Genomic DNA, 13,195 nt, shown 5'->3' with positions numbered 1-13,195 from the left:
TGAATTGGGCCGATATTAGCACAGCGGGTGCGGTTTCCCGCCGCCTGGAGGATCAGTCCACCGCCACCGTGCGCTCGCGGGCCCATTCGCGCAGGGCCGCGATCCTTTCGGCCATCACCACCGAGAGCGGCCGGGTGCGGGCGATCTCCGCGCGCAGATCGGCATCACCCAAGGGGGCCTGGCGGGCATGGGCGGCATACAGAGCGGACACCACCAGTTGTTCGATTTCGGCGCCGGAGAAGCCCTCGGTCTCGCGGGCCAGTTCGCCGGTGTTGAAGTGCAGGGGATCGAGGCCCCGCTTGCGCAGATGGATGTCGAAGATGTGCTTGCGCGCGGCCCGGTCCGGCAGATCCACGAAGAAGATCTCGTCGAGGCGCCCCTTGCGGATCAGCTCCGGCGGCAGGGCCTGAATGTCGTTGGCCGTGGCCACCAGGAACACGCCGCGGGCCTGCTCCGCCATCCAGGTGAGCAGGGTGCCGAGCACCCGCCGGGAGGTGCCGGCATCGGTGTCGGAAGTGGACAGGCCCTTTTCGATCTCGTCGATCCACAGCACGCAGGGGGCCATCGCCTCGGCGGCCTTGAGGGCCTTGCGCAGGTTGCGTTCGGTCTCGCCGTGATACTTGTTGTACAGGGTGGCGAAGTCGAGGCGCAGGAGGGGAATTCCCCAGATCCCCGCCACCGCGCGCGCCGCCAGGCTCTTGCCGCAGCCCTGCACGCCGAGCAGCAGGATCCCCCGCGGGGCGTCGAGTTCCGGGCGGGGATCGCGAAAGGCGCTGCGCCGCTGCTCCAGCCATTCCCGCAGGCGGGCGAAGCCGCCGATGTCGGCGAAGCGCTCCGTTTCGTATTCGTAGTGCAGCACCCCGTCCTGATTGATCAGCTCGTACTTGGCCTGCATCAGGCGAGGCAGATCGTGCGCGTCGATCACGCCGTCGTCGAAGATGGCCTTGTGGGCCAGGCGCCGCACTTCGGCGGCGGTGAGGCCGGAGAGGTTGTCGATCAGCCGCTCCAGGGCCTCGCGATCGGCACCCACCTTGCGGCCCTTTTCGGCCTTCCAGCGACGCGCCTCGTCGAGGACGATTTGCCGGCGGGTCTGCCGATCCGGCAACTGCAGATGGAAGGGCATGGCGTGGTTGTCCAGCTCGGGCGGCAGGGAGAGTTCGTGACTGAGCAGCACCACGGTGCGGGGATTGGTGTCGTAGCGCAGGGCGATGTCCTTGAGCAGGCGCACGTTGACCGGATCATCGAGAAAGGGATGGAAGTCCACCAGCACGTAGACGCCGGGCTGGGCCGCGTCGCGGATGTGGCGCAGGATGGCGACCGGTTCCGTGTGCCGGCCCTCGAGGGCGAAATCGAAGGCCAGCGAGGTCAGGCCTTCGGTGAGGGTCCACTTGTACACCGGCCAGGGCAGGCGGTTGGCGAGCTGGCGCAGCAGATCCAGGGCACGGCGCTCCTCGCGGGTCTCGAGGGCGACGATGGGGGTCCGGGAGCGCAGCACCCATTCCAGATCCGGCTGATCGCTCATGGCGGGGGCGGATTTTCCTGACGGGGCATCGGGAAATCATACCAAAAAGAACCCCCTCCCGACGCAGTGCTCAACCGGAGGAGAGAGGGTGTGCCGGGCAGGCCGCCCGGAAACGGGATTGCCGGCAGAATCCGGCTCAGGGGTTATCCAAACATAGCAGGCCACGCGGCCTTTGCAAGCCGGGCCGCGATACCGGCCGGCCGCAGGCAATCCACTCGCTGTTCCAGATTTCCGAACAGCTATGGCTATTGGCACAACATTGCACACGCCCTTGCGGCCGGTGAGACGTTTCGTGACTCGCCGTGAATACCTCCCTGTAGGCTCGACGGCCGCATCCCTGCGGCCGACGGTCACGAAACGTCTCACCGGCCGCAAGGGCTCTAAACCCTGGCAAACGAGTGATCAGGAATTCGATGGGCGATGTGGTTCACGCCCCGTCAATCCCGGAAGTTGTTGAATTGCAGCGGCATTTCCAGATCGGCCTCCTTGAGCAGGGCGATCACCTTCTGCAGATCGTCGCGTTTCTTGCCGCTGACCCGGACCTTTTCGCCCTGGATGGCGGCCTGGACCTTGAGCTTGCTGTCCTTGATCAGCTTGACGATCTTCTTCGCCAGAGGGGTGTCGAGCCCCTGGCGCACGGTGACGGTCTGGCGCACTTCCTTGCCGGAAGCCTGGGGCTCGCCGATTTCCAGACAGGCGATGTCCACCCCGCGCCGGCTGAGCCGGGTCTGGAGGATGTCGAGCATCTGCTGCAACTGGAACTCGGAGGGCGCGATCATCACGATTTCGGCATCGTTGCGCGCGTAGCGCGCGCCGCTGCCCTTGAAGTCGAAGCGAGTGCTCACTTCACGATTCGCCTGGTCCACGGCATTGGTGACTTCGTGCATCTCGACTTCCGAGACCACATCGAAACTGGGCATGGGAAACTCCTCGTGCGGGGCTGCCTGGGTGCCGGTTTTTTACCATATTTTCAGGGGCGCGGGACGAGGGACGAGGTTTTCGAAGCCTGGCATAAGCGTTTTTCCTCGGCCCTCGCCACTCGTCCCTGCATGATTCGCGGCTTGCGCCGCTCCTACGCCATCGCCACCAGCGACTCGCTACCCGCCTTCCGCCGCCGCGAGGAGGAGTTCGGGCATGCCCGGCAGGGCGCCGGCGTGGCCAAGCAGATGGATGGGAACCTGGGGATGGCGGGCGCGGGCCTCGGCCACCTGTTCGGGGATGTCCTCGACGACGTGGCGGCCGGCGGAGAGGAACCAGGGGAGCACCCGCACCTCGGTGGCGCCGGCAGCGATGGCCGCGGCGATGGCCTCGGGGATCGCCGGCTCGGCCAGTTCCAGGAAGCCGGCGCGCACGCAGCAGAACCGCTCGCCGGCGCGGGCCGCCAGATCCGCCGCCAGGGCGCGCACTTCGGCATTGGAGGCCTCTCGCCGGCTGCCGTGGGCCACCAGCACCAGGGCCACGCCGCTCATGCACCGCGCCTGCGCCTGGGCGCGGGACGCACCCAGGTGACGATCTGTTCCGGCAGTTGCTCGGGATGCACCCATTCCTCGGACACGGCCCGCCCCGCCACGCTCATCCCGGCGGCCCGGACCGAAGCGGGATCGCCGCTGACCAGGGGGTGCCAGTCGGGCAGCGGCCGGCCCTCGGCCCGCAGGCGATAGGCGCAGGTGTCCGGCAGCTGTTCGAACACCCCGGGATCGTCCGGCCGGATCACCAGGCACTCGGCGATGCGTTTGGCCCGCTGGGCGTAGTCCCGGCAGCGGCAACGATCCAGATCGAGCAGCCGGCAGGCCACGTTGGTGTAGTGGATCTCGCCGGTGTCGGCGTCCTCGAGCTTGAGCAGGCAGCAGCGGCCGCAACCGTCGCACAGGGCTTCCCATTCCTCGGGTTCGAGTTCGCGCAGGGGCTTGTCCTGCCAGAAACGGCGGGAAGCGGGCATGGCGGGCCGTCCGGTCTCAGGCCTGATCGAGGAAGCCCACGCCCAGGCTGTAGCCCTCGTGGGCGGCCTCCACGTGGCGCACCTGGCCCTGCATGTTCAGAGCATGGGCCTCGCCCCGGGGGACGACGAAGAAGCGCAGGTTGAGGATTTCGCCCACCGGCACGGGACGATCGCTGTACAGACGGATGCCGGCCAGGGAGAGATCCTCGGCCTCGAGCAGGCAGGTTTCCCCGCCGCTGTCGGTGACGGTGACGGCACGGGCGAAGGGGATCCGGCGGTGTTTGCGGCGTTCGTGCATGATGCGTGCAACTCCTGTCCCACAAGCATAGACCACACCGCGGCCCGGCGCCAAACGCCAGGGCCCGTCTCGCCGGCCGTTCAGGACGAGAGGCTGGCCTGCCGGTTCCAGACCTGGCGCAGCGATTCCATGGAATGGCGCTCGCCGCGGATCTCGTAGTCCACGAAGCTCAGGGAAATCCCTTCCGCGTCGGTGCGCTCCACCTTCATGTTGAAGGCGATTTCGGGCATGGCCGAATCGAGCATCTGCAGCTTGATGTGGGCGCCCACGGGCAGATGGGGCTTTTCGCGCAATTCCACGTATACCCCGCGATCGGAGATGTTGCGGGTCCAGGCGCGGATCACGCCGAAGGTGGAATGGGTGATCCGCACCCGGGCCCGGACGTCCTTGCGAACACTCGCACGCTTCTCGCGCATCTGACGTTGCAACCCCAGGTCGACGAACATGGAATGATTTCCCGTATGCATGATTCTAGCGACACTCCTGACGGCCATTCCCGTAACTGGAACACACTTTGCGCACAGCGCGCTTGCCGTTTTTCAGAATCCGCCCTTGCGCGCAGGGAGGGAGTTCGTGACACGCCGTAAATACATCCCTGTAGGCTCGACGGCCGCATCCCTGCGGCCGACGGTCACGAACCCCCTCCCTGCCCCCAAGGGCTCAGTGCTTACATTTGAACAACAGGCCAAAATCCGGATCTCCATTGCAGAGCAATGTCTCGGCAGCCAGCCGGAAAGCTTGAATTATGCGGATTTCGCCGGCCTTCGGCAGTAGCCTGAAGGTCATACGCAAAAACGCTTGACCACCAGTATGGCAGGCCTGTCAGACTTTCCCTGGAAAACCTGCGGGCCAGACTTCGCGGTCGCCGCGGCAATCATAACGGCGGCAGCGCAGCGGGCGGTGTTCCCAGACCGTGCAGCGGAAGGTGGCGCGATCCAGGTGGGGACAGTAGCCGTCGTGGGCATCGCGGGCGATGAAGAAGGGCTTCTCCCGGTTCCAGGCGATGCGGCCCTCGGCCACCTCCTCCCGGGTGAGGGCGAAGATGAAGGTACAGCAGCGCGCCTTGCATTCGCCGAGCACGCGCTGGCAGGGCACGTCGGCATCGGGCTCGCCGGGCGCCTCGTCACCGTAGATGCCGGCCATGCCCATGGCCAGCATCTTTTCCATCACCGCCAGCAGGCGGTGGCGTTCCTCGGGCGACAGGGCCTGCCAGTCGGGATCGTCGGCCAGTTCCGCTTCCCAGTCGATGTCGTCAGGGGCCATGCGGGGTCTCCAGGGAAGGACAGCGCAAGACCGGGCAGTGACGGCGGTCCCGTCCCGTGGCGCGGGCGGCAATCTCCCGTTGCGAGTCCTGCAGGTTGGGATCGGCCGGCGCACGCCGCACGGCGCAGTCGATGGCGCGCCGCGCCTGCACCGGGCAGCCGTCGCCGAGCAGGGCGTAGGCGAGGTTGTTCCAGGCGCTCGTCGAGCCCGGCTGCAGCCGCGTGGCGCGCAGGAAGGCGCGCATGGCGCCATGCACGTCGCCCTGATCGTAGAGGGCGTTGCCGAAGGTGAGCCAGGCCCGGAAGGCGTCGGGCCAGCGCTGCACGGCGGCCTGCCAGGCGGCGAAGGCCGCCTGGCGCCGGCCCGTGCGTTCCAGATCGGCGGCCGCCTCGAGATAGGCCACCCGGCGGGCCGTGGCCGGGAGGCGGCCGGCGGGCAGGATCACCCAGGCGCGCCGGCCGCCCCGCGCCCAGGTGCGCTCGAAGGTGGCCAGGGGCGTGACCCAGCGGCGCACGGTGCCGGAGCGCAGGACGGCTTCGCCCGCCTCGAGGTCGTAGCCGATCAGCACCGCGTAGTGCCAGCGGGGCGCCCAGTCGAGCCCCAAGTTCTGCAGCACCAGCAGCGGATGGCCGGCCGCCACCTCGCGCAGGGCATCGGCCAGGGAGGGCGCCAGCGGATAGACCAGCATGCCGCTCTGCCTGGCGGCGGCGACCATTTCCACCGGCACGCTGCCTTCCCGGGCCGGGAGGTAGACCCGGGGAACCAGATCCGCCGGGTCGGTGGCAAGGCCATGGTATTCGAGGATCGTGGCCAGGGCCGCCGGCCCGCACTGGTGGCGTTCCTGGGGGAAGAAGGGGGTGGCGCGGATCTCCGCCCGCGGGGGCAGATCCGCGGGCGGCGCTTCCCGCAGGGCGGTGGTCTGCGGCGGCGCGGCGCAGCCGGCGAGCGCCGCCACCAGCCACAACAGCCGCCAGCCTGGCCACCGCCACCCTGCGCGGTGAAAACGGACCGTCATCCCCGCTACCCGTCCCCCGCCACCCGTCACCTATTTGTTGATGGGGTGCACGAAGGGGAAGATGTCGGTGGCCCCGAGCATGTCGGTGATGATGAAGACGATGAACAGGATCAGCAGCAGGCCGAGGATGTCGCCCCCGGCCGGCATCTGCGCGAGGTGCTGGTTGACCTGGGCCACTTCGGCATCGGTCATGGCCGCGACCCGCGCATCCACATCCTTGGGGGAGACGCCGAGGGCCTGAAGCTGCGCCCGGGCGACGTCGCGGGAAAGCACTTCCCGCAGGGCGGCCCGATCCAGTTCGGCCCGGGCCTGCTGAACGATGGCCCCGTTGCCGACCATGGCGGCCTGCACCGGCGCCGTGGAGGAAAGAAACAGGTTGAGCGCCAGCACGGCGCTGAGCATTTTCTGCCAGGTTTTCATGGGCGCAAACCCTCCGTCGTGGACACCTGTTCAATGTCTCAAAATCGTTCTACCTCCCGTCCGTAGGGTAGCTCAAGCGTAGCGGAGCCGGCCCACACCCATCCCACACCGGCGCCGTTTGTGTCGGCACAATTTTGAGACGTTTAATCACTGGCTGTTGAAAACCGCCTTTGCCTGCATGGATTATCCATCGGCGGATCCCCGCCGGCAAGCTCACTCCCCGAGCTTTTCGGCATCGGATGCGCAGACCTCGCAGACGTCCGTGTAGGGCAGCGCCGCCAGCCGCTGGGGCGAGATTTTCGCGCCGCACAGGCGGCAGACGTCGTAGATGCCCTGGTCCATGCGCTCCAGGGCCCGGTCGATCCGGTTCAGTTCCTCCATGCCCTCCTTGTCCAGGGCCGCCAGCACTTCCTCGTTTTCGAGTTCCTGGGCCTGTTCCTCCAGATCCACGTCCACCGGCCGGTGCCAGGTTTCCTGGATTTCGTTGAGGCGCTGCAGGATCTCCTCGCGTTTGCGTTCCAGTTCTCTGCGCAATGCCGTGTAATCGGCCATGGACGATCTCCTTCGGTTCAGGGTTGTCGGGATTGGCGCGCGAGCGCCTCGATCATTCCTTCCAGTTTATCGAGTCGCTGATCGATGCTTTCAAGGCGCCGCTGCAGCTGTAATTGACCCGGCTCAATGCGCCGGGCGATCTGGCGATCCAGCGTGTCCACTTCCGCTTCCACCTGCCCGATTTCCCGTTGCACCTCGTGGCGCACGTCGCCGACCTGGCGTTCCACGCGGCTGAGTTCCTTCTCCACGTCGGCGGTGATCTCGCGCCGGCTGCGGGAGATGAGATACACCGAGAAGTTGGCGGTGAGGATCGAGAACAGGCCCACGCCCAGCAGGATCAGCAGCGAGCCCAGGATCCGCCCGGCCGGGGTGGTGGGCACCACGTCGCCATAGCCCACGGTGGTGACCGTGACCCAGGCCCACCACAGTCCCTCGAAGGGGTTGGCGATGCCCGGGTCGATCCCGGCCGCCAGCAGCCCGGCCACGGCCGTGACCAGCAGGCTCACCAGCAGGGTGATGCCGAGATTGTTGCGCCGCAGCAGCTCCTGCATGGTGCGCGAGAGATTGAGCAGCAGCTCCAGGGCGATGAGCAGCCGCAGGCTGCGCAACAGCGCCTGGTAGGGCGTGGTGCCGAGCCACAGCACCACCACGCCGCCGAGCACGATCAGAAGGTTCAGCCAGTTGCCGCGCACGAAGCGCCAGCGATCGTCCACCACCGCCACCAGGATCAGAAATTCCCCGGCGAAGGCCAGCCAGACCAGCCAGTTGGTGAAGATCTCGAGCGCCGGCGAGGAGAGCCCCTTGGCGCCCAGATACCATTCCACCAGGATCCACAGTGCCACGCCCAGCATCGGCCATTCCAGACGCCGGCCCAGGCGCCGGGCCCGGGGATTCTCGGCCGGGTCCACCCCGGCCAGGCCCAGGAAGCGCATCACGTCTTCCCGGGGGATCATGCCGGACGGCTCCTTGTCAGCGGCCCGAGCACCCGCTCGGTCTCGGCGTACCCCAGCGAGATCATTTCGTCGGCCCGGTGGAACTCCAGCAGGCGGGCGGCGTTGGCGGGGATGTCGATGACGTGATCGGGGGTATAGGCCGCCTGCTTGAAGCGGGCAATGGTCACCTGCATGGCATCGAAGGACCGGATGATCACGTTGTACATGTTGATCGATTCCTCGTCCCGCTCGGTGAAGCGTTCGAGCAGCTCGTCGAGGAAGGCATTGATGCGATCCTGGTAGCTGTTGCCGCGGTTCCGGTTGGGCACCGGCGGCGCCGCTTCGGTTTCCTGCGAGACGTCGCGGGGCTCGCCGCTGAGATTGACGGCAATGGTGAGATCCGTGTGCGCCGAGAGGGTCGGCGCGATGGGGATCGGATTGAGCAGGCCGCCGTCCACCAGCACCCGTCCCCGCCAGGTGACGGGCGCGAAGAAGGCCGGTACCGAGATGGAGGCACGGATGGCCTGGAACAGGGAGCCCCGCTGCAGCCAGACTTCCTTCTGGTTCTCGAGATCGGTGGCCACGGCCGTATAACGGATGGGCAGATCCTCGATGTTGGCATCGCCCAGCAGGCGCTCCAGGGTCTGCATGACCCGATCGCCGCCGATCAGGCCGCCGCGGCTGAAGGCGAAGTCGATGAGCCGCAACACGTCGGCCTGGCGCAGAGCCCGCACCCAGCGGGTGTAGATGTCGAGCGTGCCGGCCGCGTAGAAGCCGCCGATGAGCGCGCCGATGGAGGAGCCGGAGATGACCCGGATGTCGAAGCCGTGCTCGTCGAGCCAGCGCAGGACACCGATGTGCGCCAGCCCTCGCGCGCCACCGCTGCCCAGCACCAGCGCCACCGTGGGTCGGGGTTGTCCGCTCATGTCGGGGTGTCCTTGGCCTGCGGGCCGTGGGATCGGATTGGAAAAAGTCTATCAGGAAAGCGAACCGGGGAGATAGCGGTTCCCCGACGCGACAGGCGGCTGAACCCCCGCTCCCTGGGCCTTTTCAAGCGCCTGTCGGACCGGCCGGGTAAGGGGCGGGATCAGTGCAGCGTTTCGGCCGACTCGGCCTGTTCGAGAAAGGCCAGGGCCAGACCTTCGGCGGTGAGGCGGATGCAGGCCATGTCGAAGATGGCGTCCATGTTCATGGGCTTGCAGAGAAACCGGCCGTCGCCGTTGCCGGGATGGATGTCCGGCACCCGTTCGAGCGTGACGAACATTCCGCCACTGGAGAGATCACGTATCCGGCCATCCAGGGTGCCATGAACGGGATGATAGAGCCGAACCCGCGCATCCAGTCGCTGGCGTGGGTGCATACGTCGCTCAGGCATGGAACACCTCCGCAATCGGAACGGTATATCTAAATCTAGCACCCGCAACCGCGGTCTGCATCCACGGTGGCCTGCGCCAAGCCGTTGATATGCAAGGCCGATAAAATATTTGTATGTGGAACCGTTCCAGATGAGGGCGGATCAGACGGCCAGGCGGGGCACTGGCCGTTCGGCGAGGCGCCGGCGGGTGAATTCGGGTTCGCGGTCGTGATAGACCAGCACGTGGTTGGCGATCCGCACGTGATCTCCGTGCGTGAGGCGGTGCCAGGCGATCCGCTTGCGGTTGACCAGGGTGCCATTCTTGCTGTCGAGATCCTGCAGATACCAGGCCCCGTCCAGATGCACGATCTGGGCATGGGTACGGCTGGCCTGGGGCGAGCGCAGCACGATGTCCAGTTCCGGATGCCGGCCGATGAGCAGACGCGGCCGGTCCAGCAGATAGCCCTTCACCGGCCGGCCGTGGCGGTAGACGATCAGCCGGGGCCGGAAGGCCACGGGCCCGAATTGCGGCGCGGGCAGCAGCGCGGTGTCGGGCGTGGCCGGCAGCGCCGTGTCCGGCGTCCAGCCGAGTTTGGTCAGGGCCGCGTCGAGGCAGGCCGCGTCCACCTGCCGGGTGTTGCGGACACAGGCCGCCGTCAGCAGCATGTCGCACAGGGTGTTGATGCGGCGCGGCACGCCCCCGGTGCAGGCCTGCACCGCCGGCAGGAGGGAATCGGCGAAGGCCACGCAGTCCCGGCAGCCGGCGATCCGCAGACGGTGATCGATATAGCGCGGCAGTTCCGCCTCGGCGAGCGGCGGAATGTGCGCGTGCAGGCGGAGGCGCTGGGCCAGGGCTGCCGCTTCGGGCCGCGCCAGGGCCGTCACCAGTTCCGGCTGGCCGCACAGCACGATGTGCAGGATCTTGCGCCCGTGACATTCCAGCCCCGCGAGCTGCCGGATCTCCTCCAGCACCGCGGGGCGCAGGGCCTGCGCCTCGTCCACCACCAGCACCGCGCGCCGTCCGGCGTAATGCTCCGCTTCGAAAAACTGCCGCAGGGCCGCGTGCAACCGGGCCTTGTTGGCAGACGCCGCCTCGATGCCGAACTGCAGGCAGACGGCGAGCAGAAACTCGGCATCGTCGAGCTGGGTCTGCTGCAGCCGTGCCACCTTCCTCTCCTCGGCCCGTTCGGCCAGCACGTGCTCGAGCACCATGGTCTTGCCCACGCCGGGCGCGCCGGTGAGGACGCCGATGCCATCGCCGGTCTGCAACAGATAGTGGAGATAGGCCGAGGCGCGGGCGTGACCATCGCCCATGAAGAAGTAACGCGCATCGACGGTGAGGCGAAAGGGATGGTCGTCCAGCTGGAAGAAATCGCGGTACATCCGGCCATTGCGGGTGGCAGCCTGCCCAGGGTCAGAGCATGACCCGCAGCTCGGAAAATGTCCAGAACCGCAGCGCGGCCGCCGGGTTCGCCGCCCAGGCTGTCGCTCTCATTGCCGATCCAGCGACCGGCCAAGGGCATCCATCACCAGCGTGCCGAGCGCCTCGCCGAACAGCACGTGCTTGCCGCAATAGCGGACCTCGGGCCCGCGGGGATCGCAGGCCACGGCCAGGGCATCAGTGCCGGTGCCGGTGGCCGGCAGATCCGAAACGGGACTGCGCAGATCCCGCTGATGCAGCAGGGCGGTCTTGGCCTCGGTGATCATCATCAGGGCCTCGGCCATGGCGGCCGGCGTCAGACAGGCGGTGGTGAGCAGCTGGATGTTGATGGTGCCCGGCGGCCCCGAACGGGACAACAGGCGGTAGTCGGCCCGATCCCCGCAGCGGCGCAGGTTGGACAGGCCGCAGGTGACCAGCACGGCCAGTTCCACCCCCTGGACGTGGGTGCAGGCCAGGCGCAGGGAATCGAGCGAGGCGGCGGTCATCATGCCCACCACGGTGCCTCGCCAGCCCTGGGCGCGGGCATGGCGCTGCAGGGTGGCCTCCGGTGCCTCGTCGGCCGCGTGCCCGGAAACCCGCAGGTTGAGCAGATGCCGCGCGCGGATCAGGCCGCCGTTGAGCACCGCCGAACCCAGCACGTGCCAGTCCCGTTCCAGGGCCACGTGCACATGCTGCTCGGTGACCGCGAGGCGGGCTCCCCGCAGCGGCACCCCGGCCACGGGGCCGCATTGGCCCGGCAAGACGCTCACGACGGCAACAGGCGGCGGATCCGCTCGCGGTGTTGCCACCGGTTGCAGAGACTGCGCAATTCGCGCAGGCACCGGTGGCACAGGCAATCGTCGTAGCGCTCGGCGATCCAGGCCAGCTGCGTTTCATCGAGCGCCACGCGCTGGCACTGGCAAAGCAGGATGGAACCGCTCTTGCACTCGAAGCCCTGGCGGCAGCGAGGGCAGATCTTTTCTTCATGCAACGGCACGGCCCCTCCCCCTGCCCTATTCGGCAAACGCCAGCCGTTCCTCGAGCTTGTCGAGCGCGGCCCGGGCACAGGCCTCGTCGAGATCCCCGCCGGGCGCGCCGCTGACGCCCACCGCGCCGATGCGATACCCCCCGGCCTCGATGGGCACCCCGCCGCGCAGAATCATGATGCCGTCCACTTCGTTGAGCTGGGGCACGATGACCGCGCGGTTGCGGGCAAAGGTGCCCGTATCGGTGCCGGACAGGATCACGGCGTTGGCCTTCTCCTCGGCGATCTGCAACGTGAAGCGGGCCGCCAGATCGTCACGCAGGGCCGCCCGCACCGTGGCGCTGCGATCCACCACCACCACGCTGACCTGATACCCCTTCTTGCGGCAGGCCAGCACCGTCTCCGAGGCGAGGTCCCGCGCCAGCTCCATGCCGATATTGCGCTGGGTCAACACGTCTGCCGCCTGCGCGCCAGAGGAAATCATCAGCAACCCACCCAACACGATATTTCTTGCATAACCCTGCATGTCCTTATCTCCTGCATCCTAGAGGATGCCTGCGAATACCCAGAACCGATATAGCAAAGACCTCAGGACACCACAAGCGGCCTCAGAAAAAAGGCCTAAACCCCCCGCAATTGGCCATATTGAGCGGCCTTGCTCCGCGTGCCACACTCAGCCAGAACGCGTCACCCACCCTGATTGCGAATTGGCATGCAGCTGGAATCACCGATCCGGTCATGAATCATCAGGAATGCTATCGCCTGTTGGGATTGTCACCCACCAGCGACTGGGCGGATGCCCACCAGGCCTGGCGGCGCGCGGTCCAGAAATGGCATCCGGATCGCTTCACCGCCGAACCCGAACGCCGTCACCGCGCCGAAGCCCGGATGCAGCGACTCAACGCCGCGCACGCCACACTCGAAGCCTATTACCAGAAACACGGCTGCCTTCCGCTGCAGGCATCGACCGCTACACCGACCGAGGTGAAACCCGCAGAACCGCCAGCGGCGACGCAACCGACATCTTCCGGCGAGGCCCCGACATGCCGAACCCAACGCTTTCCCCGCTTTGCCCTCGCCATCGTCGGGCTGCTGTTCGTGGTGTTCTATCCCTGGCTGCTACCGGAGGATACGTCAACACACCCTTCCCCTCCCATGCCCGATCCTGCAACCCCGCCCCAGCCCCACCTCACGACCGCCCCTGCCCTCACACACCCGGGAAAACCCAAAGCCATAACCTCCCCGGCGCCGCTGGGCTCGACCAGACAGGTTCATCCACCGGGCAACGATTTCTTTACCTATGGCGATCCTCTCGGCAAGGTCATCGAAATCCAGGGGGTGCCCACCCGAACCGTTGGGGACATCTGGTTTTACGGGGCTTCCGAAGTCCATTTTCGCGATGGGCGTGTCGTACGCTGGTATGCTTCACCCGACTTCCCCTTGAAAACCGGGGAATGACCATCGTCGCAATTCGCCACCTGGGCACAGGATTGAC

18 protein-coding genes are annotated in these 13,195 nt (G+C 67.1%); 1 reads left to right on the top strand and 17 read right to left on the bottom strand.

What is annotated here, in order from left to right; translation table 11 throughout:
• Positions 1-52 precede the first annotated feature (52 nt).
• The 17 genes from ACZ5BH_RS07990 to ACZ5BH_RS07910 form a co-directional block, all read right to left on the bottom strand.
• The gene (locus ACZ5BH_RS07990) at positions 53-1,522 is read right to left on the bottom strand and encodes an AAA family ATPase (protein WP_464888734.1); all 1,470 of its coding nucleotides are present in this window, start codon (positions 1,520-1,522) and stop codon (positions 53-55) included.
• Positions 1,523-1,959: 437 nt separating this feature from the next.
• Complete coding sequence (locus tag ACZ5BH_RS07985; RefSeq protein WP_464888733.1) at positions 1,960-2,442, bottom strand: YajQ family cyclic di-GMP-binding protein; 483 nt, start codon at positions 2,440-2,442, stop codon at positions 1,960-1,962.
• Positions 2,443-2,619: 177 nt separating this feature from the next.
• Entirely contained in the window at positions 2,620-2,991 is a 372-nt protein-coding gene (locus tag ACZ5BH_RS07980) for a sirohydrochlorin chelatase (RefSeq protein WP_464888732.1), read from the bottom strand.
• On the bottom strand, positions 2,988-3,461 hold the full coding sequence (locus ACZ5BH_RS07975; RefSeq protein WP_464888731.1) for a YcgN family cysteine cluster protein: 474 nt from the start codon (positions 3,459-3,461) through the stop codon (positions 2,988-2,990). Before ACZ5BH_RS07975 ends, ACZ5BH_RS07980 begins: the two co-directional genes overlap by 4 nt.
• Positions 3,462-3,477: 16 nt before the next feature.
• Positions 3,478-3,759 (bottom strand): PilZ domain-containing protein, encoded by a 282-nt coding sequence (locus ACZ5BH_RS07970; protein WP_464888730.1) that lies wholly within the window; start codon positions 3,757-3,759, stop codon positions 3,478-3,480.
• A gap of 80 nt (positions 3,760-3,839) precedes the next feature.
• Positions 3,840-4,205 (bottom strand): PilZ domain-containing protein, encoded by a 366-nt coding sequence (locus ACZ5BH_RS07965; RefSeq protein WP_464888729.1) that lies wholly within the window; start codon positions 4,203-4,205, stop codon positions 3,840-3,842.
• A 376-nt stretch (positions 4,206-4,581) separates the two neighbouring features.
• The gene (locus tag ACZ5BH_RS07960) at positions 4,582-5,022 is read right to left on the bottom strand and encodes a YkgJ family cysteine cluster protein (protein ID WP_464888728.1); all 441 of its coding nucleotides are present in this window, start codon (positions 5,020-5,022) and stop codon (positions 4,582-4,584) included.
• Positions 5,012-6,037, bottom strand: coding sequence for a PA2778 family cysteine peptidase (locus tag ACZ5BH_RS07955; RefSeq protein WP_464888727.1), 1,026 nt, complete (start codon positions 6,035-6,037; stop codon positions 5,012-5,014). The genes ACZ5BH_RS07960 and ACZ5BH_RS07955 overlap by 11 nt, the downstream gene beginning before the upstream one ends.
• 30 nt (positions 6,038-6,067) lie before the next feature.
• Positions 6,068-6,457 (bottom strand): DUF6627 family protein, encoded by a 390-nt coding sequence (locus ACZ5BH_RS07950; RefSeq protein ID WP_464888726.1) that lies wholly within the window; start codon positions 6,455-6,457, stop codon positions 6,068-6,070.
• Between the two features lie 213 nt (positions 6,458-6,670).
• On the bottom strand, positions 6,671-7,009 hold the full coding sequence (locus tag ACZ5BH_RS07945) for a TraR/DksA family transcriptional regulator (RefSeq protein WP_464888725.1): 339 nt from the start codon (positions 7,007-7,009) through the stop codon (positions 6,671-6,673).
• A 17-nt stretch (positions 7,010-7,026) separates the two neighbouring features.
• Positions 7,027-7,962, bottom strand: a complete 936-nt coding sequence (locus ACZ5BH_RS07940) for a potassium channel family protein (protein WP_464888724.1) — start codon at positions 7,960-7,962, stop codon at positions 7,027-7,029.
• Positions 7,959-8,867, bottom strand: coding sequence for a patatin-like phospholipase family protein (locus ACZ5BH_RS07935; protein WP_464888723.1), 909 nt, complete (start codon positions 8,865-8,867; stop codon positions 7,959-7,961). Before ACZ5BH_RS07935 ends, ACZ5BH_RS07940 begins: the two co-directional genes overlap by 4 nt.
• Before the next feature lie 161 nt (positions 8,868-9,028).
• Positions 9,029-9,316 carry a PilZ domain-containing protein gene (locus tag ACZ5BH_RS07930; protein ID WP_464888722.1) on the bottom strand — a complete coding sequence of 96 codons (288 nt, stop codon included), beginning with the start codon at positions 9,314-9,316 and terminating at the stop codon, positions 9,029-9,031.
• Positions 9,317-9,457: 141 nt separating this feature from the next.
• Positions 9,458-10,678, bottom strand: a complete 1,221-nt coding sequence (locus tag ACZ5BH_RS07925) for an AAA family ATPase (protein ID WP_464888721.1) — start codon at positions 10,676-10,678, stop codon at positions 9,458-9,460.
• Positions 10,679-10,786: 108 nt separating this feature from the next.
• Positions 10,787-11,485, bottom strand: coding sequence for an adenosylcobinamide amidohydrolase (locus ACZ5BH_RS07920; RefSeq protein WP_464888720.1), 699 nt, complete (start codon positions 11,483-11,485; stop codon positions 10,787-10,789).
• Complete coding sequence (locus tag ACZ5BH_RS07915) at positions 11,482-11,712, bottom strand: cysteine-rich CWC family protein (protein WP_464888719.1); 231 nt, start codon at positions 11,710-11,712, stop codon at positions 11,482-11,484. The genes ACZ5BH_RS07920 and ACZ5BH_RS07915 overlap by 4 nt, the downstream gene beginning before the upstream one ends.
• A gap of 16 nt (positions 11,713-11,728) precedes the next feature.
• Positions 11,729-12,226 (bottom strand): GlcG/HbpS family heme-binding protein, encoded by a 498-nt coding sequence (locus ACZ5BH_RS07910; RefSeq protein WP_464888718.1) that lies wholly within the window; start codon positions 12,224-12,226, stop codon positions 11,729-11,731.
• A 212-nt stretch (positions 12,227-12,438) separates the two neighbouring features.
• Between ACZ5BH_RS07910 and ACZ5BH_RS07905 the strand changes: the two genes are divergently transcribed.
• Entirely contained in the window at positions 12,439-13,158 is a 720-nt protein-coding gene (locus ACZ5BH_RS07905; RefSeq protein ID WP_464888717.1) for a J domain-containing protein, read from the top strand.
• Positions 13,159-13,195: the final 37 nt, after the last annotated feature.

Source organism: Thioprofundum lithotrophicum, from assembly GCF_055387065.1.
Note: the sequence above shows the minus strand (reverse complement) of the source record. Positions and strands in the feature narration are given on the sequence as shown.